The following is a 22,202-nucleotide window of genomic DNA, read 5'->3' on the forward strand; positions in this document are numbered from 1 at the left end:
GGAGGAGAGAGGACCATGTGCGAAGTCTATTCATCGACTCCGAGGAATCTTTACGAGTCCACTACCCGGTCGGTTCGACTGCATGGTTTCGTCACCAGTGTTCGCCTGGAGAACGAGTTCTGGACCATCCTTGAAGAACTGAGCGCCAGCCAGGGGCTGTCCGTGCCCCAGTTCATCAGCGAAATTCATGATGAGGTGCTCGCCCGCCAAGGCGAAGTGCACAATCTGGCGTCTTTATTGAGGGTCTGCTGTGCCCGCTACATCGAACGGCGACAGAATCCGCCATCGGCAGTGGCGATCTAGTCACGCCATGGCCCTGGCCAACTCCGACCGCCCGGACTCATCCGCATAATCGAGAAACCGGCGGGCGAGCCCGATCCCCGTGACCCGGGTGGGCACATCGTCTGCCCGGTCACTCATCACCACCGGCACTCTCAGACCCATTAACAGGCCGGCGCCCCGAGCATCCGCCAGATGCCCGAGCTGCTTGACCAGCAGACTGGCGGCTTCGAGATCCGGGGCCACCAAAATGTCTGCCCGCCCCGCCACCTGGGAGTCGATGTGGCGAGCCTGGGCGCTGGCCGCTGAAATTGCGACGTCAAAGGCCATGGGCCCGTCCAGCAGCGCGCCTTTGATCTGCCCGCGATCCGCCATTTTGCAGACCGCCGCCGCGTCCAGTGTCGACGGCAGGTTCGGGTCAATGGTCTCGGATGAGGACAACAGCGCCACCCGGGGCGTCTCGATCTCCAGGGCGTGGGCCAGATCAATGGCGTTGCGAACGATGTCGCACTTGTCATAGAGGCTCGGGTGAATATTGATCTGCGGATCCGAGATCAATAGCGGACGCGGATAGGTGGGAACGTCAAAGGCCATTACGTGACTCGGCACCCGTTCGGTCCGCAACCCGGTCTCCCGGCGCATGACGGCATGCAGCACTTCATCCCGGGGCAGTGCTCCCTTGATGATCATCTGAACATCGCCGGAGGCCGCGATTTCTGCCGCGCCCTCGGCCGCGGCATGGCTGTGCTGGGCATTGATGAGCTCGTAGCCCTCAATGTCCACTTCGGCCTCTTCCGCGGCCTCGCGGATGCGCGCCTGGGGTCCCACCAGGTAGGGCTCGATCAGATTCAACCGGGCAGCTTCCACCACCGAGCGCAGCGTTTCCGCATTCACCGGGTGAACCACCGCCGCCGTGACCGGCGCCTGATGCTCCCCATTGGCCAGCATTTCGGCCAGTCGTCCCCGCTCCGCCAGGCGGACACTGGGCATGGGCTTTCGCGGTCGACTGATTTTTTCGGTGGGAGCCAGTACCCGGGCCTCTCCGTCCAGCACCACCGTGCCGTCCTGGTTCAGGCACTCACAGGTAAAAATGATATGGCCCTTCTCGGGCAGCTTTTCCTTGACCGTGACCGTTACCGAGACCCGGTCACCGAGAGTGACTGGTCCTCGAAACCGCAGGGTCTGCCCCAGATAGATGGTGCCGGGACCGGGCAGTTTGGTCCCCAACACCGTGGAGATGAGCGCCCCGCCCCACATACCGTGGGCAATCAACTCATTGAAGCGACTACTGCGGGCGAAGTCCTCGTCCACATGGGCCGGATTGACGTCGCCGGACATCACGGCGAACAGCTTGATGTCCTCCATGGTCAGGCGTTTTTCGAGGGTGGCGGTATCCCCTTCGCTGATCTCATCGAAGGTCCGGTTTTCGATGAGCTGAGTATTTCGCGGCATGCCCCGGGTTACGGTCATGACGAACCTCCAGCCGATTGAATGACCTCAGCCAATGACATGATCCCCGGCGTCCACATAGTGAACACCAGCGGTGACCCCAGCGCCGGCGTCCGACACCAGCCAGGCGGCCGTATGCCCGACATCATCGATGCTGGCCAGACGGCGCAATGGCGACCGGGAGGCGGCTTTCTCGGCCAGCTCATCGAAATCCTTCAGCCCCGAGGCCGCGCGGGTATGAATTGGACCGGGGGAAACCGCATTCACCCGAACCCCCGCGGGGCCCAGCTCGGCTGCCAGATAACGGGTGACACTCTCCAGCGCCGCCTTGACCGGCCCCATCAGGCTGTAATTGGGGATCACCCGATTGGCGCCGTCATAGCTCATGCACAGCAATGAGCCGCCATCACCCATCAAAGGCTCTGCGGCGCGGGCCAATCTAACAAATGAATGACAGGAGACATCCATGGCCAGGTTGAAACCTTCTATCGAAGAGTCCACCAGGCGTCCATGCAGGTCCTCCAGGGGCGCGAAAGCCACGGAATGGACCACGAAATCCACTCGTCCCCAGCGCTCCCGGGCCCGGTCAAACAGGGCCTGGACCGAATCCGGGTCCTGCACATCACAAAGCCGGAGCTCGGGATCACCGAGGTCCGGCGCCAGTGGCGAAACATGACGCTCGGCCTTTTCCGAGGCGTAGGTGACGATCTGCTCCGCCCCCAAGGCGTTGAACGCCCGGGCGCAGCCATAAGCAATACTCTGCTGGTTAGCCAGGCCGAGTACGATTCCAACGCGGTTTTTCAGTGAAAATGGCGAATCCGTTCCCGGCGCTGCCATCTGCGACTCCCGTCTTGCGGTATGTTGCAGTGCACACTAACCAGAAAGCGACAGGTATTGCAACGCAGCAAATCCCTCAGGCGGAAAGCGCGGCGGCCGGCTCCCGAAACTGCAATGCGGCCAGATGGGCGTACAGGGCATCCTGCTCCAGCAGCGCGCCATGGGTGCCCACCGCCCGCAGCTGTCCGTCCTCCAGCACCGCGATACGGTCGGCGTGCATCACCGTCGCCAGTCGATGGGCAATCACCACACTGGTACGACCCTGCAGCAGCCGCTCCAGGGCGGACTGTACCTGCCGCTCGCTCTCGGCATCCAGGCTGCTGGTGGCCTCGTCCAGCAACAGCACCGCCGGATCCCGCAGAATCGCTCGGGCGATGGCCAGGCGTTGGCGCTGACCCCCCGAGAGCTGCACGCCACCGGGGCCGACCCAGGTGTCAAACCCCTCCGGCAGGGCCGCGACAAAATCCCCGCAATTGGCCGCCCGGGCGGCGGCCTCAATCGCCTCATCAGTGGCCTGCGGGTCACCAAACCGGATGTTGCTGCGAACCGTGCCGGTAAATAGCACCGGGGACTGGGCCACCAACGCCGCCCGGGCGCGGATTTCCGCCGGATCCGCGTCGCGCAGGTCGACACCATCCAGTTGAATGCGGCCGGACTGGGGGTCGGCGAAGCGCAGCAGCAGCGAAATGAGGGTACTTTTGCCAGCTCCGGATGGCCCCACCAGCGCCAGCGTTTCTCCGCTTCGCACGGTCAGATCCAGGCCCCGCAGTGCCGGCGCCTCCGGGCGACTGGGATAGGCATAGGTGACTCCCTGCAACCGCAGCTCACCCCGGGGCGGATCCGGCAGGGCAATGGGGACTGCAGGCGGAGCAATGGCGGCCTCGGCATCCAGCAGCTCAAACAGTCGTTCCGCGGCCCCAGAAGCCCGGAATACTTCGCCCGCCACCTCCGAGAGCACGCCCACCGCACCGGCCGCCAACACCGCATAAAAAACAAAGGCGGAAAGCTCACCGGCGCTCATGTCCCCGGCCAGGACCGCATGACCGCCTCGCCAGAGAATCAGCGCGACGCCAGTGAATGCGAGCAGCAACACCACGGCGTTGAGGCCGGCGCGCTGACGGATACGCCTGACGGCGGTGTGAAACGCCTCTTCAACCCGCACCGAGAAATCCCGCCGATCCACCGGCTCGTGGACAAATGCCTGAACGGTTTCGATTCCGCCCAGTGCTTCACCGGCATAACTGCCCACGTCGGCGATCCGGTCCTGACTGAGCCTCGAGAGCCGACGCACTCGCCGGCCGTAGAAAAACATCGGCGCGATCACCACCGGGATCCCAATAATGACCAGAGCCGTCAGCCCGGGGCTGGTGACCACCAGCATGATCAGGGCGCCTGCCAGCATCAATGCATTGCGCAGCGCCATCGAGAACGTCGACCCGAGCATGCTCTGCAGTAGCGCGGTGTCGGTGGTCATGCGGGATTGAATCTCGCCAACGCCATTGCGGGTGTAGAACTCCGGCTCCAGCGCCAGCAACCGATTGAACACGTCCCGCCGTAGATCTGCGGCAATGCGCTCGCCAATCCAGGTAATAAAGAAAAACCGCAGGGCGGATGCCGCTGCCAGAATGACCACAACCCCAGTGGTGAGCAGCAGCATGCGATCCAGGGTGCCGGGCGAGCGGGAGGCAAACCCCTCGTCAATCAGAAGCCGCAGGCCCTGGCCAATAGCCAGCACGCTGCCGGCGGCGACCAGCAATGCCGTGCCAGCCATGAGGGCCTGCGGCCAATAGGGCTTCAGGTAGCTGGCGAGACGGGCCAGTCCGGAGAGTTTCTGCATGCCCTCCAGAGGGTAACACCGAACGTCTGACGCGCCATGCTGGCCCGTCAGACTTCCGCGATTCTGTCGCTACCAGCGCTTATAAGGCAGGAATTTTCCGTTCATGGTGATCTTGACGCGATCACCCTTCGGATCCTCTACCTTCTCCACATCCATGGTGAAATCGATTGCGCTCATGATGCCGTCGCCAAACTTCTCCTGAATGACTTCCTTGAGGGTCTCCCCATAGACCATCACAATTTCATTCAGGCGGTAGACGAGAGGATCCGACACCATGGTTTCGTACCGCTGCCCCTTGTCCGGGTAGTCGGCAAGGGCTTCCGCTACCCCCGGCTCGAGGCCCAGAACACCAGCCAGCGCCTTGGCATCCTCCGGTGTCATGCTGTTTTCACCGAGGCAGGCGGAGCAGAGAAAGACCGGGGACAGGCCGGTGCTGTCTCCCAACTGCTCCCAGCTGACCTTGTTGGCCTTTTTCGCTGACAGAATCTGCTCGCGCATTTCGTCTTTTGTCATTGATAACTCCAGGTCTTTAAGGGTTAGGCGGATAGGCTGAGCTCATGAGAGCGCCGCACAAGAAAGTCCATTAAATGGTTACGAATTTCGTAGTAGCGTGGGTGACGGATGATATTTTCCCGCTCCCGTGGACGCGGGATATCAACCTTGACCGATTCTGCGATCCGGGCATTCGGGCCATTGGTCATCAAGAGAATGCGGTCCGACAACAGCATGGCTTCATCCACGTCGTGGGTAATCATGAACACCGTCTGCTGAGACTCGCTCCAGATTCTGATGAGCTCGTCCTGAATAGTGCCGCGGGTCAGCGCATCAAGGGCACCGAAAGGCTCATCCATGAGCAGCATTTCCGGTTGAATGGCAAACGCACGGGCTATGCCCACCCGCTGCCTCATCCCGCCGGACAGTTCCGCGGGGCGACGGTGAGCGGCGGATTCCAGCCCTACCAATTCCAGGTACTGGAGGGCATGGTTTCGGACCTTTTGCCGGCTCCAGCCAGGCCAGCGAGCCCGCGTCGCAAACATGATATTGCCCAGCGCACTCTTCCATGGCAGCAGACTATGGTTCTGAAAGATGACCCCACGATCGAGGCTTGGCCCCGCCACCTCACGTCCATTCATGAAGATATTGCCGGTGCTGGGCGTATCCAGCCCGGCAAGCAGGTTAAGAATCGTCGACTTTCCGCAGCCCGAGTGCCCGATCATGCAGACGAACTCGTTGGTCTGAAGATCGATATCAACGTCTTCGAATACCGTTAGCGGAGCACCGCCTCGGACACCGGGAAAGGTTTTCGACAGGGTTTCCGTGTAGAGAATAGAACGGGCTGACATGCCAGGTCAGGCTCCTTTATAAGATGCTGCGCGGGTGGCGGATGCGAGAATGGTGTCGAGGACCATGCCGACCAGGCCAATCATCAGAATCGAAAAGATGACGCTGGTGAGATCCAGGTTATTCCACTCATTCCAGACGTAGTAGCCGATGCCCGTACCGCCGACCAGCATTTCTGCGGCGACAATCACCAGCCACGAGATGCCTATGGCAATGCGCATGCCGGTCAGGATCGTCGGCGCGGCAGCTGGCAGAATCACCGAAAATGCCGTCCGTCCGGGGGAGAGCTGCAGCGTCTTTGCGACGTTACGCAGATCTTGGCTGACACCCGCCACGCCAAACGCCGTGTTGGTGAGAATCGGCCAGACCGAGCAAATAAAGATGACGAATACTGCCGATGCAATACTGTCCTGAATGATGAACAGCGCCAACGGCATCCACGCCAGCGGCGATATAGGACGCAGTATCTGAATATAGGGATTCAGTGCCTTCTGGAAGATGGGCGACATCCCGATCAGGAACCCCAAGGGCACGGCGAGGATGACGGCAAATGAATAACCGGCCAGCACCCTCGCGACGGAGTACGCCAACTGGGTGCCAATACCCTTATCGTTCGGCCCGTTGTCATAGAAAGGATCCGACAGTTCCTGCACTGCCCTGGCAATAACATCCGACGGGGGAGGAATCCCCGCGCCGGCCGTTTCCGAACCGCCGCCGGTCATCATCTCGTACTCCGAGAGCTCACCCTGGGACCCCGAGTCGGCCACACGGGTGGCCGACTCCCAGAGCCCGAGGGCAACAATCAATATAATGAGGCCGACGATCAGCGCCTTGATGTTGTCCGATTGGATCAAAGTCACGATCTCCTGATTGGAAAGCTTTCCACGTATTCCGTTGGGCGGGACGGGTCAAATTCCTTACCCATGATGAAGTGAGTCCGATAGGTGCGATCCGGGGCTTCATACCCGAGATCATTCATGACCCGGCGACAGTCAGTGGCCAGGTACACCTGTTCGGCGACCTGGTTGTAGTCAATGTCGCCGTCGATGTAACCCCAGCGCTTCATCTGCGTGAGGATCCAGACCGCCATGGAATGCCAGGGGAAGGGATCGAAATCGATGCGCTCCGGCACGTCCTGCACGTTGCCGAGCCCATCCGCGAACCGACCGGTAAGCACCTGATTCACCACCGCCTCCGGCTGGTTCAGATACGCCCTTGGCGAAATAGCCGTGGCAATTTCCGAACGGTTCTCCGGGTTGGAGGCATAATTGGTGGCGTCGACAATGGCCTTGAACAATGCACCGAAGGTGTTGGGATGCTCTTGGGCAAACCGCTGCCCGATGGCGAATGCACAGCAAGGATGCCCGTCCCAGAGATCCCGGGTCAGCATGTGGATAAAGCCCACACCATCCCAGACCGCCCGCTGATTGAACGGATCCGGTGCCAGATAGCCATCGACGTTACCCGCCCGTAGGTTCGCCACCATTTCCGGTGGAGGCAGCACCCGAATCTGGATGTCCTGATCCGGATCCAGTCCATGCTCTGCGACGTAATACCGAAGCAGGAAGTTATGCATTGAGTAATCGAACGGCACAGCGAAGGTCATGCCCTTCCACTGAGATGGGTCCCGCTTGTCCTGATGGTCGTTGTGCAGCGTGATGGCTTGCCCGTTGATGTTTTCAACGGCGGGCATCAGCCAGGGTTCGGCGGTGGACCCAGCTCCCAGCGTGATAGCCAATGGCATCGGAGTCAGCATGTGCGCAGCGTCATATTCCCCGCTGAGAGACATGTCGCGAGCCACTGCCCAGCCAGCGGTCTTGATCACCTCGACATTCAGACCGTAGCGCTCATAGAAGCCCAGGGGGTGAGCCATGATGATGGGTGTGGCACAGGTGATGGGCACGAAGCCGACACTTAGATCCGCCTTCTCCGGTGGTCCAAGATTGTCCTTCAGCATGGCTTTGGCCGCGTCCAGCGGAAAAACCGAAGCCAGAGCTGCGGCAAAAGTTCCGCCACCGACCGCCTGCATGAAACGCCGGCGGGACATATCGTTATGGCCAAACATGGCGCGAACCACCGCGCTTTCAATGGCGCGGTCGACCGTGGCCTCGTAATCCCGCTCTGGAAGGTTCTGCACGGAAGGCTCGCCAGCCGGGTCATGGTGATGCCCATGCTGACAGGTGCTACAGGTGCACCCAGCGCCGTGCCGCAGGTCAGCGTCCGGATTGAACGGATCGTCAAGAGACTTGTTACTCATCGCGGTTTCTCCACAAAAAAACGCCGTCAGCGAATGCTGATCGGCGTCTTTGCCAAAACATCAAATCCCCCTGCGCATCACCCCGCCATTAGGTGGCGGCTGAGGACAGCCACCGATGCGCACTAATGGCGCTGCAAAAGTTGTGCCTAGATGTTCCGAAGGACGATTTCCGCGATATCGAACAAGCGGCGATTATGCTCCATGGCGTTCTTTCTCAACCACTTATGGGCTTCTGCTTCTCCCATGCCACGCTTTTCCACCAGCAGTGCCTTGGCGCGAGCAATCACCCGTTCCTCCTCCACCTGCTGCCGCGCTGCACCAAGCTGGTTCAGGAGCTCCTGATTGGCGGAATATTGGGAAACACTCGCCTCGATAATGGCGCCAAGCGTGGGCGGCGATACATGCTCGCGCGCGTAAACACTCAAGCCGAGCTGGGAGAGAGCCGGTGTCGGTTTTTCGGCGCCGGAGCTGTCCAGAACAATCACGGGCTGTGTGAAAGGGCGCATCCGGTGCGCCGCGTCCTCGATCATGTCGCGCTGCGCGGATCCCGAATCGATAATCACCACATCCGGCACGTTCCGATCCATGGCGGCGGTGACCGCCACACTGCTGTCGTCGGCGACGATGACTTCGTAGCCCGCATTCTCGAGTCCGGAAACCATCAGCGAGTCAGACGGTTCGGCGGCTTGAATCACCAGTACGCGCATGGCCCATCCCTAACTTGCGGGGTGTGACATAGGTATCTAGCAACATGCATGCCGGTCATTGCGAAATTTAATGCTAACGCGGCGAAGGCCCGCTCCCGCAACCCGGGGGCTTTCAGTACTGGAGTTTTCCTGAAAGAAGTGCACCAGGATGGCGCAAAAAATCCAGCTGCTGCACCACTCTGAAGGTGCTGCGCGGCGGGAGTTAAAGGCTAGAAATTTGCCCAGCTCAACTGCATTGCCGCCGTGGCCCGCCCGCCGGATCCTTCCAGTAGTTGACGGGGCAGGTCCTGGAGCCGCCGCCCGAGACGGGCCGGTACGCTGATCTGATACCGACAGCCACCTTCCTCGGTGGCGGACCAGGCCCCGATATGCGGTGAGCCGGTCGCCGCCAGCATTTCCTGGGTGTTCAACGCATCGCACACCGCGGCCAACTCATCCGCGTCGGTAAACGTTCGTGGTAACCGCAACATGTAGTGCAGGCCCCGCCCTGCCGGGGATCGGCTGCCCAACGTTAAGGACACCGTCACTCCTCGCAGCTCGGGCCCACCCAGCGGCTGTGCCGTCAGCGCGTCCGGGGCCCGCCGCACCACCCGCCAGCGATCCGGCTCGACACCGGCAATGCTCTGCACACCATTGCGCCACACCCCGATCCCGGCCCGCTCCAGATGACGGGCCACCGCCCGGGTCTCATCAACCCGGGTCGCTCCGGCCTCGGTCACCGCCAGGCGCACCAGATCACGGCCGGTGGGGTGCCAGGGCACCTCGCGGTCCACACAGATCCGGCTGCCGATCACCATTTCACGACGTGCCCCCGGCCGTGGCGCCTGGATGGCCCCCACGGCACTGGCGACATTCAATCGGTGGGAGCGTATGCGCGGCGATGAGGGCATGGCCAGATTGCCCCGCAACTCGGTGCGCACCACCACGCTGTCAAAGCGCTCGCCGATGTCGTCGCCGATACCGTCCACGGAGGCCGCCTCGACTCGGGTGAGGGTATGGCGGCTGGTGATCTGAAGGCCTTCACCATCGGCCTCCACCTGCATCTCCGGCTCTCTGGCCAGCAGATCTGCGAGTTCGTCGAACATCATTCCCGACGGTACCATGCTAAAAAACTCGAGTCCTGCGGGGAAAGCACCATGATCCAGCGCACTGTCCTGTCCCTGGTAATGACTTTGCTGATGACCGCCGCGGCGATGGCCCAGCCGCGGGTGGAGGTCGCCGTCGACGATCTCACCCATCCCTGGGGCATGGCCCTGCTGCCGGAAGGCGATCTGCTGGTGACCGAACGCCCCGGCCGCCTGCTGCAGCTGAACCCGGACACCGGCGAGCGCCGGGTCATTGGCAACTCACCGGCGGTGGTGGCGCGGGGCCAGGGGGGACTGCTGGACATTGCCCTGCACCCACAATTCGAAGACAACCGCTGGGTCTACCTGACCTGGGCGGGAGCCTGCGAGTCCGGCAGCGCCACCCACCTGGGCCGTGGGAAGCTCGGCGACGGCGAGCTGACGGACTTCGAGACCCTGCTGGTGGCCGAGCCCTGTGTCTCCAGCGGTCGGCATTTCGGCTCGCGGCTTGTTTTTGACCGGGACGGCCACCTTTACATGACCACCGGCGATCGGGGTCAGCGGGATCGCTCCCAGGACCCCCACGACCTCAACGGTGCCGTGCTGCGACTTCACGATGACGGCAGCATTCCAGCAGACAATCCTTTCGCCGACGGCGCGGCGGGGCATCCCGCCATCTACAGCTTCGGTCACCGCAATCCCCAGGGGGCGACTTTGCATCCGGTCACCGGTGCGGTATGGATCCACGAGCATGGCCCGCGGGGCGGCGATGAAATCAATCTCCCCGCCTCGGGGGAGAACTTCGGCTGGCCGCTAATGACCCATGGGCGCGAATACCATGGCCCCGAAATCGGCCCGGACACCCTGCCCGGCATGGTGGATCCGATCCATCACTGGACGCCATCCATCGCCCCGTCCGGCATGTTGTTCTACACCGGTGATGCGTTCCCCCACTGGCAGGGGCATCTGTTGGTGGGCGCTCTGGTCCAGACCCATCTGGCCCGACTTGAACTGGACGGTACAACGGTTGTCACCGAAGACAGATTGCTGGAAGACCGTGGCCGTCGAATCCGGGCGGTGGAGCAGGGTCCCGACGGGGCGATCCTGCTGCTGACGGATCATGCCGATGGTGAACTGCTGCGACTGACACCGAGGGACCACTGATGCCACTGCGAAACGCCATCATGCTGCGAGGTGGACTATTGGCCGGACTGTGGCTGGTATTGTCCGATTTCGCCCTCTCCGGGCTGATCATCGGCATGCCGGCGGTGGCCGCCGCCACCGCCCTAAGTCTGCGCCTGTTGCCGGCAGCATCGGGCCGGCGCCCCTGGCGCGGAGTGCCCCTGCTCCCCCGGTTTGTCTGGCGTTCCCTGCTGGGCGGGCTGGATGTCGCCCGTCGGGCGCTGGACCCGCGCCTGCCCCTGTCACCCGGGTGGCGAACCCTCCCCCGGACCCTGTCGCCGGGCGGCGGTTTTCTGATTGGCACCCAACACAGCCTGATGCCCGGCACCCTGGTGGCGGGCACTCGGCGGGGTCAGTATCTGGTGCATCTCCTGGATGACCGTCAGCCCATCGCCGCCCCACTGCGAGAGGAGGAAGACCGGCTTTCGCGGGCCCTGGAAAAGCCGTCGTGATGGCCGATTGGCTGCTGCTCATGGCCACCGGCCTACTGGCCACCATCGCGGTGGCGTTGTGGCGAATTGCCCGGGGGCCGGAACGGGCCGACCGCATGATGTCGGCCCAGCTCATCGGCACCGGTGGCATCGCCATCATTCTGCTGCTGGCGGTGGCCGGAGAGGACTGGGCCATGCTGGATGTGGCGATTGTGCTGGCACTGCTGGCGGCGGTGTCCATCATCGCCTTCGCCAAAAGCGTCCGTCGCGTCGGCACCGGCGATCCGGAGGACGACGATCACCATGATTGACGGTCTGACCATCCTGTTGACCGCCCTGGGCCTGGGTTTCTTTGCCGTCGGCAGTCTCGGGCTGGTGCGCTTTCCCGACACCGCCAGCCGCCTCCATGCCCTGACCAAGGCGGACAATCTCGGCCTCGGGCTGGTGGCCCTGGGCGTCGCCTTGCAGGCCCCCGGCGTGGTGGAGGTGATCAAGCTCGTGCTGGTCTGGGCCCTGGCTCTTTTCTCGGCGGGGGTGGCGGCGCAGCTGATCGGCCGGGTGGCCGCGAGGCGCCCGTGAGCCTCGCCTTCAACACACTGCTGTCACTGATCATCGTGGCGGTGGCCGCCGCCGCCATTCTGGGTCGGCAGGCCTTCATGGCCGTGGTGTTCTTCATTGCCTATGGACTGCTGATTGCGCTGGCCTGGCTGCGCCTCGAAGCCACCAATGTAGCGCTGGCCGAGGCCGCCATCGGCGCCGGATTGACCGGCATTCTGCTGCTGGTGGCCTGGACCCGGCTGCGCGCCCTGGAAGCACCGGCGCCCTCTCCGCCCCACCGCCTGCTGCAGGTCCTGGCCGGGGCAGGTGCCGGGGCTGTGACCCTGGGATTGCTGGCAGCAATCAGCCAGCTGCCGGCGGTACCCGGTCTCCAGCGCGACGTGGCCGAGCACCTGCCGGTCACCGGCACCGACAATCCGGTGACCGCGGTGCTGCTGAATTTCCGAACCTGGGACACCCTGCTTGAGACGCTGGTGCTCCTGGCGGCGCTGGTGGGCGCCTGGACACTGACCCGGGATGAGGACTGGCCGGGCCGGGCCGGCCGGCGTCACCGGGTGCTGCCGGACGGGGTGCTGGCCCAGTTCGGTCGCGTGCTACCCCCGGTGGCGCTGGTGGTGGGCGCTTATCTGGTCTGGGTCGGCGGCTATCAGCCCGGCGGCGCGTTTCAGGGGGGCACGGTGCTGGCCGCTGCCTGGATCGTGGCGGTGATGACCGGACACCTTCCCGCCCCGCGGGTGGATGACCGCTGGATGCGCATGGCGGTGCTGATCGGGCCCACGTTTTTCCTGCTGGTGGGACTGGCCGGACTGGTTGTCGGTGCCTTTCTCTACATCCCGCCAGGGTTTGCCAAGCCAGTCCTGATGGCCATCGAGGCCACTCTGGCGGTGGCCATTGCGGCAACGCTGGCCATGCTGGTCTTTGGTGCCCCGGAGCAGGGGGAATCGTCATGACCGCCACCGAGTGGCTACCCTTTACGGTCTGTGCCGCCGCGCTCATTGGCCTGGGCCTCTACGGGCTGGTGACCCAGCCGTTATTACTACGCCGGGTGATCGCCTTTAATGTGATCGGATCCGGCATCTTTCTGCTGTTCGGAGCGCTGTCCGGCAGCGAAAGCGCCGGTACCGACTCGGTGCCCCAGGCCATGATCATCACCGGCATCGTGGTGGCCCTGTCCGCCACGGCCCTTGCCCTGGCGCTGGTAGTCGCCCATGCCCGGGAGGGCGGTCGCGACCCATGAGCCTGCCGATCACTGCTCTGGTTCTGTGCCTGACGCTGCCACTGCTGGGTGCCATCGCCACGGTGGCCGCGCCGCGCCATGCCACGCCACTGGTCACCAGCGTCGCCGGGCTGATGGTGGCCGTGACCATAGGCCTGACGAGCCATGTTGCGATCCATGGGCCGGTGGTGGTTGCCCTTGGCGAGTGGGCACCGCCGCTGGGGATACAGATCATGGCGGATGGGCCGGCGGTGCTGTTCCTGCTGGTCAACGCACTGGTCATGGCGGCCGTGGTGCTGTTCTCGCTGGCGCCCATCGGACAACCGGGACCCCGCAGCCGGCTGGCCCAGACCTTCTGGCCGCTTCTGTTGCTGCTATGGGGGGCGCTCAACGCCATATTTGTCTCCCGGGATCTGTTCAATCTCTATGTGGGGCTCGAGCTGGCCAGTCTGGCGGCGGTGGCGCTGGTGGCCATCGAACGAAAGCGCGACACCCTCAATGCGGCACTGCGCTATCTACTGTTCGCCCTGACCGGCTCGCTGCTCTATCTGCTGGGCGTGGTCCTGATCTACGCCGGTCATGGGACTCTGGACATCACTCTGCTGGCCGGCGAATTGGGCATGCACCCCACGGATGCGCTGGCCATCGGGGCGATGACCGCCGGCCTGGCTGCCAAAACCGCGCTGTTCCCCTTTCACGTCTGGCTGCCACCCGCCCATGCCGGCGCGCCCGCCCCCGCCAGCGCGGTATTGTCGGCGCTGGTGCCCAAGGCCTCGCTCTATATCGCGCTCCGCCTGTGGCTTGAGGCCGCGCCGGGGGCCGGTGATGCGATCGCCGTCAATGTCCTGGGCTGGCTCGGCGCTCTGGCCGTTGTCCATGGCTCGATCATGGCCCTTCGCCAGGAGCGCCTGAAACTGGTCATCGCCTACTCCACGGTGGCCCAGATCGGCTACCTGTTCCTCGTGTTTCCCCTGGCGCTGGGCGCCGCGGGCGCCGCCGGGAGCGGTGTGGCGGACAGTGCCTGGAATGGCACCCTGTTTCAGGCACTGTCCCATGCCCTGGCCAAAGCCGCGCTGTTCCTCTGCGCGGGGTTGATCCTCGAAGCCGCCGGCCATGACCGCATTGCTCGACTGGCGGGCGTCGCCCAGGCCCTGCCGGTCACCCTGTTCGCCTTCGGCCTGGCGGCCATCACACTCATGGGCCTGCCCCCCAGTGGCGGCTTCATGGCCAAGTACCTGCTGGTGACCGCCTCGCTGGAGGGCGGTGTGCCGGGCTGGGGGCTGATAGTGCTGGCCGGCGGTCTGCTGGCCGCGGCCTATCTCTATCGCCCCATGGCCTCGGCCTTTCGGCACCCGGATCAGGAGTCCGCCGCCCCCTTCACAACGGTGGCGGCCTGGCGGCAGGCAATCCCGCTGGGGCTGGCTATCGCCTCCCTCGCCCTCGGCATCCTGCCCGCTGTCCCCCATGAGTTGATGGGAGGCATGCCATGACCGACTGGCTGCCCCCGCTGATTCTTGCCACATCGCTGCTGCCGGCGGTGGCGACCTTTTTTCTGCATCAGGAAAGCCACGTCTGGCGCAATACGCTCAACCTCGGCGGAGCGTTGCTCAAGGTCGGGCTGGTGGTGTTCATGCTGGTGGAAGTGGCCGGGGGCACCCTGCATGAAACCCGCATCGACCTGGTACCGGGGGTGTTCCTGCTGTTGAGGGTGGACGCCCTGTCGCTGCTGTTTCTGACCCTTTCTGCCGTGCTGTGGTTGCTCACCACGGTTTACGCCATCGCCTATTTCGACCATAAACCCAACCTCTCCCGGTTCTTCGGTTTTTTCAGTCTGTGCGTTTTCGCCACCACCGGCATTGCCCTGTCGGGTTCACTGCTCACCTTTTTCATTTTCTACGAGCTACTCACCCTGAGCACCTGGCCGCTGGTGGTCCACAAACAGAACGCCGCCTCCATGCGCGCGGGGGTGTCCTACCTGCTGTATTCCCTGCCGGGCAGCGTGGCGTTGCTGTTCGCCATCCTCTGGCTGGAATCCGCGGCCGGGCCAGTGGAGTTTGCCAACGGCGCCGATTTTGCCGATCTGGATTCGGCCAGCCAGCGGTGGCTCTTCCTGCTGTTCGCCGGAGGACTGGCGGTCAAAGCGGCCATGGTGCCGCTTCATCGATGGCTACCCGCCGCCATGGCCGCCCCGGCGCCGGTGAGTGCGCTGTTGCATGCCGTGGCGGTGGTGAAGGCCGGCGCCTTCGGGTTTGTCCGCGTCATCCACGATGTATTCGGCATTGAGCGGGTTACCGACCTGGGACTGGGCATACCGCTGGCCATGCTCGCCTCAGTGACCATTCTGTATGGCTCGATTCAGGCGCTGCGCCAGACCGGGATCAAGCGCCGACTGGCCTACTCCACGGTCAGTCAGGTCTCCTACATCGTCCTGGGTGCCGCCCTCGTCGGCCCCCTGGCGCTCATCGGCGGGCTGGCTCACCTGGTTCACCAGGGCCTGATGAAAATCACTCTGTTCTTCTGCGCCGGCATATACGACGAGCGGGCCGGCATCCATGAGATCGCGGAACTGAACGGCATTGGCGCCCGCATGCCGTGGACCTCGGTGTGTTTCTCGCTGGGGGCGCTGGGCATGATCGGCCTGCCGCCCATGGCCGGCTTCGTCACCAAGATCTACCTGGGCCTGGGGGCCATGGAGTCGGGGGCCCCCTGGGTGGTGGCTGTGCTGGCCGGCTCAACGCTCTTGAACGCAGCGTATTTCCTGCCGCTGCTCTACCGCATCTGGTTTACCCCGCCACCGGACGGCGAGCGCCCCGGTGAGCGCCCCCTGGGCATCGTGGTCCCGGCGGTGATTACCGGCCTGGGCGCCATCGCCGCCGGGCTCCTCGCCGGTGCGGATTTCAGTCCGCTGGGCTGGGCCACACTAATCGTCGAGAGGCATTACCAACCATGATGGACTGGGTGCAAGGACCGTTGATGCCGTTCCTGGCGCTGGCCTGGCCATTGCTGATGGCGGGCCTGATGGTGCTGCCGCCGCTGCGCGATCGGGCCCTGATGCTCCTGCCGCTGGCGCCGCTGCCCGGGCTGATGCTGGCCCTGATGCCACTGACGGATACCGCCACCGAAGTGCCCATTCTGCTGCTGGGCGTGCGACTGGAAACCGATCCCACGGCACTGGCGCTGCTGGGCATGACCGCCGCCCTATGGCTGGCCGCCGGTCTGTACGCCGTGGCCTACATGAAAGCCCCCCGTAAACCGGCCATCTTCAGCGGATTCTGGTGCCTGACCCTCACCGGCAACCTGGGCGTCTTCCTCGCCGCCGATGCCGTGACGTTCTACGTGGCATTTGCGGCGGTCTCGCTGGCGGCCTATTTCCTGGTGGTGCATGACGGCACCGCCGAAGCGCTTCGCGCCTCGAGGATCTACATCATCATGGCGGTACTCGGCGAGGCGATGCTGCTGATCGGCTTCGTGCTGATGATGGCCCAGGCCGAGACGCTGCTGATTGCGGAGATGCGGCACGGCCTGACCGACCCGATGCTCGGCAACGGGCAACGCCAACTGATTGTGGCCCTGCTCATTGCCGGATTCGGCATCAAAGCCGGCCTCATGCCCCTCCATCTATGGCTGCCCCTGGCCCACCCGGCGGCCCCCACCGCGGCCTCGGCGGTGCTTTCCGGGGCCATCGTCAAAGCCGGCCTCATCGGGTTGATCCGGTTTCTGCCCGAAGGCGATGCAATCACCGGCCCCGTCCTGTTGGCGCTGGGGCTGGCCGGCGCTTACGCGGCGGTGATCCTCGGGGTGCTGCAGTCACGCATCAAGGCGGTGCTGGCCTACTCCACCGTCAGCCAGATGAGCTTGATGCTGGCGGTGGTGGGGGCCGGGCTCGCCGTCGCCGGTGGCTCGGGGCCAGAGATTGCGGGCTATTACGGCGTTCATCACGGATTCGCCAAAGGCGCACTGTTTCTGGCCGTGGGCTGGATCCCGCTGCTCGGCGGCGCCGCCCGTTGGGCCGCTTTGGCGTTGGTGGCTGTCCTGTGCGCCTCGGTGGCCGGGTGGCCGCTGACCGGCGGCGCCCTGGCCAAGGCCGCGATCAAACCGGCATTCCCGGCGCCGCTGGTGATGGCGGTGACCGCGACGGGCATCACCACCACGCTGCTTCTGGTGCGCTACCTGTACCTGCTGGCCCGGTCACCGGCAAAATCCGCAGCGGGCCTTGGCGCGCGGACCATGGGCCTGACGGTCATGGGTACCGGATTCGCCGCGCTGGTCGTCCCCTGGGCGCTTTGGGGTGTCCATGATCCCCGCGGTCCCGCTTATTTGATGCAGCCAGATACCCTGATGGCGGGTGCATGGCCGGTGACCGTGGGGCTGGTACTGGCCGGCCTGGTCGGGTGGCAGCAGAACCGGCTCGAACAAAGGCCGAGGGTGCCAGAAGGAGACCTCATCGTCCCGCTGGAGCGCACGATTGGGACGCTCATGTCGGGGATATCCGGACTTGCGGAGACGATCATCGGGCGAAACCGGCCCGCATCGGACACGGCGGCTGAGCCGCTGCAACCCGCCCGACAGGCCGCTCAGGCGCTGGAGACACAGGTCCAGCGCTGGCCCATGGCCGGCGTCATCCTGGTCGGGTTAATGGCAGGGCTGGCCTGGCTAGTCCTGCGGTGAGCGCTCCGAGATCCTGAGCGCCTCGAACTGCGACGAGAGCTTGCGCAGGAGAATATCCCGGAGGTTGTCCATGCGGCGGGCCGGAGTATCCGCCGAGGGGATCATGCCTTCCTGCCAATCCAGATCCTCGAAGCGATCCACCAGATCCGCCGGGCCGATGACGTGGATGGGCACATCATAGCCGTCGACTCCCGCCACAAACCTGGCGGGTTCATGGTCCCCGAGGACGATCATCAGGGGCGGATCCCCGGCCTGATGCTCGGCCCAGCTGCCCACCACCTGCAGGCTGTAATCCACCGCCTGGCGAAATTGATCCCGAATCCGGTCCTCGTCCTGCCAGACCACTTCCGGCGCATCTCCGGAAGCGGCGGCTTCTTCAAACACCTCGCCCGCCCCCATGGATTCCCAATCCACCAGTTCCGGCACCGGGACCCAGGGGGCATGAGAAGAAATCAGGGCGATTTGCGCCATCAAGGGGGGGCGGTCGTCACGGCCCTGCTCCAGACGCTCAAAGGCCTTCAGCGTGAACTGGTCCGGCATGGTCACCCAGTTGAACGGCGGCCCCTCATAGCCCAGATCCGGGGCGTTGTAGATGGCATCAAAGTTGAAGGCTTCGCCCTCCGGCCAGCCCATGACATGGGCCGGCTTGATTGCCACGGTGCGGAACCCGGCGTCGTTGCCATAGTGGTAGAGGGTGCGACGACCACTGTTGATCATGGCCCGGTAGCGGGGCTGGTTATGCAGCCACAGGCCAGTGGCCACCGATCCATGGGCGAGCCAGCTCTGCCCGCCCACCATGGGTGCGGTGGCCCAGCCCGAACGCATGGCAAGCCCTTCGCCGTCGAGGCGCTCCTGAATGGCCTTCAGGGTTTGGGTGTGAGTGGGAATGTAGAGGGGGTTCTCGAAGCTTGAACGCCCGTAGCTTTCGATATAGACGATCACCAGGTCCCGGCCGTCCAGTGCATCGAAAAACGGCCCGCGCCCGAGCATCGGGTCCCGCAGTGCCGCCTCCCGAAACTCCTGCATATCCCGATAGGTGGCGGCCATCTGATGACTGCGATCCACCGCCACCCGGGCGGCAAACGCTTCACCCGGCACCGAGGCCGGTTTGCGGTGGTTGATATCCGCCACCACCAGCGCCACCGCCGGTACCAGCACCAGGGCCGCCACCCCACGGCCCGCGAGCCCCACCGGCAGCCGGGCCCAGACCCCGCTGCCCCACCAGAGCAGGCCCATCAGAACCAGCAGTGCCAGCACCCCACCCACAGCCGCCAGCACCGCCAGGGGCAGCCCGACGCTGCCCACCAGCAGGTTCCAGACCGCCGGCGCGAAATGCAGATCGGCCACCAGGTTGAAATGCCGGTTGTAGGCAATGAACGTGCCGACGTCAGCGAGGCGCAGCAAAACCACCGCCACCAGCGAAAACACCAGACCCAGTCGCATCAGCAGGCTCAGTCCGGGCAACCCGGTAAACACCAGCAACGCCAACAAAGCCGGGAGCTCCAGGGGCCAGGCCGCCAGTGCCCCCGGGTGGAACATGGTGGGATGGTTGGGCAGCACCAACACCAGAAAAAACACCAGGGCCGACAGGCCCAGGGCGCCGATTGTTCTCATGCCATGCGCTCCTGATGCCGCCTCATTAAGAGTCGCACCAGCTTTTCAAGTTCAACCACCACGAATACGGCTGCACCAAAGGCCATGATCCGCAGCCAGTCTCCAGGGCCGATGGGGGCGGTGCCGAACAGCGCATTGGCCCAGGGAGCGTAGGTAAAGGCCAGCTGCAACACGGCCAGAATGCCGATGGCAATCCACATGGCCGACGAGCGGAACACCGCAAAGCCCACCAGCACCGGCTCGTGAATCAGGCGCAGGGTCAGGAGATAGAACGCCTGGCCCGCGACCAAGGTATTGATGGCCACCGTCCGCGCCACCTCCTGGGGGACCTGGGCCACCGTTTCCATCCAGACGAAGTGCCCGAAGGTACCAATCCACAACAGGATTGCCACAAAAGGAATGCGCCAGAGCAGAAAGCCGGACAGCAGCGGCGCGTTGGGATCCCGGGGTGCGCGGTCCATGACCCCGGGCTCGCTCTTTTCAAAGGCCAGCGCCATGGCCAGGGTCACGCTGGTCACCATGTTCACCCACAGCACCTGAACCGGGGTCAGCGGCAGTGTCAGGCCCATGAGAATGGCCATCATGATGGTCAGAGACTGCCCGGCGTTAGTGGGCAGCATGTGCAGAATGGCCTTGCGGATGTTGTCGTAAACCGTCCGCCCCTCTTCGACGGCGTGAGCGATGGAGGCGAAGTTGTCGTCCGCCAGCACCATTTCCGAGGCCTCCTTGGCCGCCTCCGTGCCCTTGTTGCCCATGGCGACACCCACATCGGCGCGTTTTAACGCCGGGGCGTCATTCACGCCGTCACCGGTCATGGCCACCACCCGACCGCCGGCCTGAAGCGCCCGGACCAGTCGCAGCTTGTGCTCCGGGGTCGTCCGCGCGAAGACATCGCACTGCAGCGCGGCTTCCCGCAGGGCTTCATCATCCATTTCATCAATCTCGTGGCCGGCCATGGCATGGCGGCTTTCCGAGCGGACAATGCCGAGCTGTTGGGCGACCGCATAGGCGGTGGCCAGGTGGTCGCCGGTAATCATCTTGACTTGCACCCGGGCGCTGGCACAGTCCGCCACCGCGGCGATGGCCTCATCCCGGGGCGGGTCGATAATGCCCAGCAGGGCCACCAGCTCAAAGCCGCCGGATTCGATGTCCCCATAATCCAGCTGATGAACGTCGTGGGTCGTCGCCCGGCGCGCCAGCGCCAGGATCCGCTGCCCTCGCCCGGCGATGGTTTCCATGACCTCCAGCCAGTCGGCTTTTCGAAGAGGCTCAGGTCCCCGGACCGTGGCGTGGGTGTGGCAAAGGTCGAGGATCCGCTCCGGCGCGCCCTTGAGGTAGACCACCCCGTGGCCCGCGTGGTCGTGATGCAGCGTGGCCATGTACTTGTGGTCGGACTCGAAGGGGATCACATCCACCCGAGGGCTTTCCCGCTGGATCTGCTCGGACTCGAGACCAGCCTTGAGCGCCAGCGTCAGCAAGGCGCCCTCGGTGGGATTGCCCTCCAGCGTCCAGTCGCCGTCACGGTGATGAAGCATGGAGTCATTGCAGAGCAGTGCGCCCCGCAGGGCCTCGCCCAGCACCGCTTCATCACGGGGCTCGATGACCTGCTGATCCCGCAGGAATGCACCTTCCGGTGCGTAGCCGACGCCCTCCACATCCACCAGGTCCCTGGCCATGGCCACGGTCTGCACGGTCATTTCGTTGCGGGTCAGGGTGCCGGTCTTGTCCGAGCAGATCACCGACACCGATCCCAGGGTCTCCACCCCGGGGAGCCGACGGATGATCGCGTTGCGTCGCGCCATTTTTTGAACGCCCACGGCCAGGGCAATGGTCATGATCGCCGGCAGGCCCTCAGGGATGGTGGACACCGCCAGACTGGCCGCCGCCAGGAACATCTCATCGAGGGGGTAGCTGCGAACCCAGTAACCAAACGCGAAGGTGAGTGCGGAAATGCCGATTATGATGACCGCCAGCCAGCGCCCGAACTGCTCCATCTGGCGCACCAGCGGTGTCTCGAGCCCCTCCACCTCGGTGAGCATCCCCGAGATGCGCCCGAGCTGCGTGTCCTCACCGGTGGCCACCACCACCCCGGTGCCCCGCCCGAAGGTCACCAGAGTCCCGGAATAGGCCATGCCGATACGATCCCCCAGATCCGCCTCGGCGGATACCGGGTCCAGGGATTTTTCCACCGGCACCGACTCGCCGGTGAGCACCGCCTCCTCGATCTGGAGGTTTTTGATGTCAATTAGGCGCAAGTCCGCCGGCACCTTGTCCCCGGGCTGCAGCGCTACCAAGTCCCCCGGAACGATTTCATCGGCCGGGATTTCATGGCGTCGCCCCTCACGGATCACCATGGCGCTCGGCGACAGCATCTGCCGAATGGCATCCAGCGCCTTCTCGGCGCGACCTTCCTGGACGAAACCGATGAGGGTATTGATGAGCACCACCGCGATGATCACGCCGGTGTCCACCCAATGCCCCAGCAGCGCCGTGCCCACCGCGGCTGCAATCAGGATATAAATCAGGATGTTATGGAGATGCTTCAGAAACCGCTTGAGCGGTCCGGCTTTGGCGGGTGGGCGAAGGCGATTGGGGCCGTGGCGCTCGCGCCGCTCCTCCACCTCGGCGGCATCGAGACCCCCGGAGCGGGTCCTCAGCGCCTCAACGACGGCTTCGGAGTCTCTGGCATGCCAATCTTCGCTCACCGTGGCGGCCTCCATCACTCACCTACCTCAGGGCTTTTAGACTGCCACAGATGCATT

At 64.2% G+C, this 22,202-nt stretch carries 20 protein-coding genes and 1 pseudogene; 10 read left to right on the plus strand and 11 right to left on the minus strand.

Features of this window, described 5'->3' with window-relative positions:
• Window positions 1-15 precede the first annotated feature (15 nt).
• Window positions 16-303, plus strand: a complete 288-nt coding sequence (locus tag GJ672_RS05160) for a ribbon-helix-helix domain-containing protein (RefSeq protein ID WP_154296203.1) — start codon at window positions 16-18, stop codon at window positions 301-303.
• Here the strand turns inward: GJ672_RS05160 and GJ672_RS05165 are convergent, their stop codons facing one another.
• The 9 genes and pseudogenes from GJ672_RS05165 to GJ672_RS05205 all read right to left on the minus strand — a co-directional run bounded on the left by GJ672_RS05165 (window position 304) and on the right by GJ672_RS05205 (window position 9,810).
• Entirely contained in the window at window positions 304-1,749 is a 1,446-nt protein-coding gene (locus GJ672_RS05165) for a bifunctional enoyl-CoA hydratase/phosphate acetyltransferase (protein ID WP_229381800.1), read from the minus strand.
• 27 nt (window positions 1,750-1,776) lie between these two features.
• A complete protein-coding gene (fabI, locus tag GJ672_RS05170; protein WP_154296204.1) occupies window positions 1,777-2,565 on the minus strand; it encodes an enoyl-ACP reductase FabI in 789 nt (262 codons plus the stop codon).
• A 76-nt stretch (window positions 2,566-2,641) separates the two neighbouring features.
• Window positions 2,642-4,402, minus strand: a complete 1,761-nt coding sequence (locus tag GJ672_RS05175) for an ABC transporter transmembrane domain-containing protein (RefSeq protein WP_154296205.1) — start codon at window positions 4,400-4,402, stop codon at window positions 2,642-2,644.
• 69 nt (window positions 4,403-4,471) lie between these two features.
• Window positions 4,472-4,915 carry a cyanase gene (cynS, locus tag GJ672_RS05180; protein ID WP_154296206.1) on the minus strand — a complete coding sequence of 148 codons (444 nt, stop codon included), beginning with the start codon at window positions 4,913-4,915 and terminating at the stop codon, window positions 4,472-4,474.
• Between the two features lie 26 nt (window positions 4,916-4,941).
• Window positions 4,942-5,745 (minus strand): annotated as a pseudogene (locus tag GJ672_RS05185) (ABC transporter ATP-binding protein); the annotation flags it as partial.
• A 6-nt stretch (window positions 5,746-5,751) separates the two neighbouring features.
• Complete coding sequence (gene ntrB / locus GJ672_RS05190) at window positions 5,752-6,597, minus strand: nitrate ABC transporter permease (protein ID WP_195759574.1); 846 nt, start codon at window positions 6,595-6,597, stop codon at window positions 5,752-5,754.
• Window positions 6,598-6,599: 2 nt separating this feature from the next.
• Window positions 6,600-8,000 carry a CmpA/NrtA family ABC transporter substrate-binding protein gene (locus GJ672_RS05195; RefSeq protein WP_154296209.1) on the minus strand — a complete coding sequence of 467 codons (1,401 nt, stop codon included), beginning with the start codon at window positions 7,998-8,000 and terminating at the stop codon, window positions 6,600-6,602.
• Window positions 8,001-8,146: 146 nt separating this feature from the next.
• A complete protein-coding gene (locus tag GJ672_RS05200) occupies window positions 8,147-8,707 on the minus strand; it encodes an ANTAR domain-containing response regulator (protein WP_154296210.1) in 561 nt (186 codons plus the stop codon).
• 209 nt (window positions 8,708-8,916) lie between these two features.
• The gene (locus GJ672_RS05205; protein ID WP_154296211.1) at window positions 8,917-9,810 is read right to left on the minus strand and encodes a hypothetical protein; all 894 of its coding nucleotides are present in this window, start codon (window positions 9,808-9,810) and stop codon (window positions 8,917-8,919) included.
• A 33-nt stretch (window positions 9,811-9,843) separates the two neighbouring features.
• Between GJ672_RS05205 and GJ672_RS05210 the strand changes: the two genes are divergently transcribed.
• The 9 genes from GJ672_RS05210 to GJ672_RS05250 are packed head-to-tail and all read left to right on the plus strand — an operon-like array spanning window position 9,844 to window position 17,826.
• Window positions 9,844-10,935 (plus strand): PQQ-dependent sugar dehydrogenase, encoded by a 1,092-nt coding sequence (locus GJ672_RS05210; protein ID WP_154296212.1) that lies wholly within the window; start codon window positions 9,844-9,846, stop codon window positions 10,933-10,935.
• Window positions 10,935-11,405 (plus strand): Na+/H+ antiporter subunit E, encoded by a 471-nt coding sequence (locus tag GJ672_RS05215; RefSeq protein ID WP_154296213.1) that lies wholly within the window; start codon window positions 10,935-10,937, stop codon window positions 11,403-11,405. Before GJ672_RS05210 ends, GJ672_RS05215 begins: the two co-directional genes overlap by 1 nt.
• Window positions 11,405-11,695: a monovalent cation/H+ antiporter complex subunit F gene (locus tag GJ672_RS05220; protein ID WP_154296214.1), complete on the plus strand. Its 291-nt coding sequence runs from the start codon at window positions 11,405-11,407 to the stop codon at window positions 11,693-11,695. Before GJ672_RS05215 ends, GJ672_RS05220 begins: the two co-directional genes overlap by 1 nt.
• The gene (locus tag GJ672_RS05225) at window positions 11,688-11,963 is read left to right on the plus strand and encodes a monovalent cation/H(+) antiporter subunit G (protein ID WP_154296215.1); all 276 of its coding nucleotides are present in this window, start codon (window positions 11,688-11,690) and stop codon (window positions 11,961-11,963) included. The genes GJ672_RS05220 and GJ672_RS05225 overlap by 8 nt, the downstream gene beginning before the upstream one ends.
• Complete coding sequence (locus GJ672_RS05230; protein WP_154296216.1) at window positions 11,960-12,892, plus strand: MnhB domain-containing protein; 933 nt, start codon at window positions 11,960-11,962, stop codon at window positions 12,890-12,892. The genes GJ672_RS05225 and GJ672_RS05230 overlap by 4 nt, the downstream gene beginning before the upstream one ends.
• Window positions 12,889-13,179 (plus strand): NADH-quinone oxidoreductase subunit K, encoded by a 291-nt coding sequence (locus tag GJ672_RS05235; protein ID WP_154296217.1) that lies wholly within the window; start codon window positions 12,889-12,891, stop codon window positions 13,177-13,179. Before GJ672_RS05230 ends, GJ672_RS05235 begins: the two co-directional genes overlap by 4 nt.
• Window positions 13,176-14,648: a complex I subunit 5 family protein gene (locus GJ672_RS05240; protein ID WP_154296218.1), complete on the plus strand. Its 1,473-nt coding sequence runs from the start codon at window positions 13,176-13,178 to the stop codon at window positions 14,646-14,648. Before GJ672_RS05235 ends, GJ672_RS05240 begins: the two co-directional genes overlap by 4 nt.
• A complete protein-coding gene (locus GJ672_RS05245; protein ID WP_154296219.1) occupies window positions 14,645-16,108 on the plus strand; it encodes a complex I subunit 5 family protein in 1,464 nt (487 codons plus the stop codon). Before GJ672_RS05240 ends, GJ672_RS05245 begins: the two co-directional genes overlap by 4 nt.
• Window positions 16,105-17,826, plus strand: coding sequence for a complex I subunit 5 family protein (locus GJ672_RS05250; protein ID WP_154296220.1), 1,722 nt, complete (start codon window positions 16,105-16,107; stop codon window positions 17,824-17,826). Before GJ672_RS05245 ends, GJ672_RS05250 begins: the two co-directional genes overlap by 4 nt.
• On the opposite strand, the gene GJ672_RS05255 is transcribed toward GJ672_RS05250, so the two are convergent.
• The gene (locus GJ672_RS05255; RefSeq protein WP_154296221.1) at window positions 17,812-19,440 is read right to left on the minus strand and encodes a sulfatase-like hydrolase/transferase; all 1,629 of its coding nucleotides are present in this window, start codon (window positions 19,438-19,440) and stop codon (window positions 17,812-17,814) included. The two genes, GJ672_RS05250 and GJ672_RS05255, sit on opposite strands and share 15 nt — an antisense overlap.
• On the minus strand, window positions 19,437-22,145 hold the full coding sequence (locus tag GJ672_RS05260; RefSeq protein WP_229381801.1) for a cation-transporting P-type ATPase: 2,709 nt from the start codon (window positions 22,143-22,145) through the stop codon (window positions 19,437-19,439). The genes GJ672_RS05255 and GJ672_RS05260 overlap by 4 nt, the downstream gene beginning before the upstream one ends.
• Window positions 22,146-22,202 lie beyond the last annotated feature (57 nt).

It is taken from the genome of Spiribacter sp. 2438, assembly GCF_009676705.1.
GTDB lineage: Bacteria > Pseudomonadota > Gammaproteobacteria > Nitrococcales > Nitrococcaceae > Spiribacter.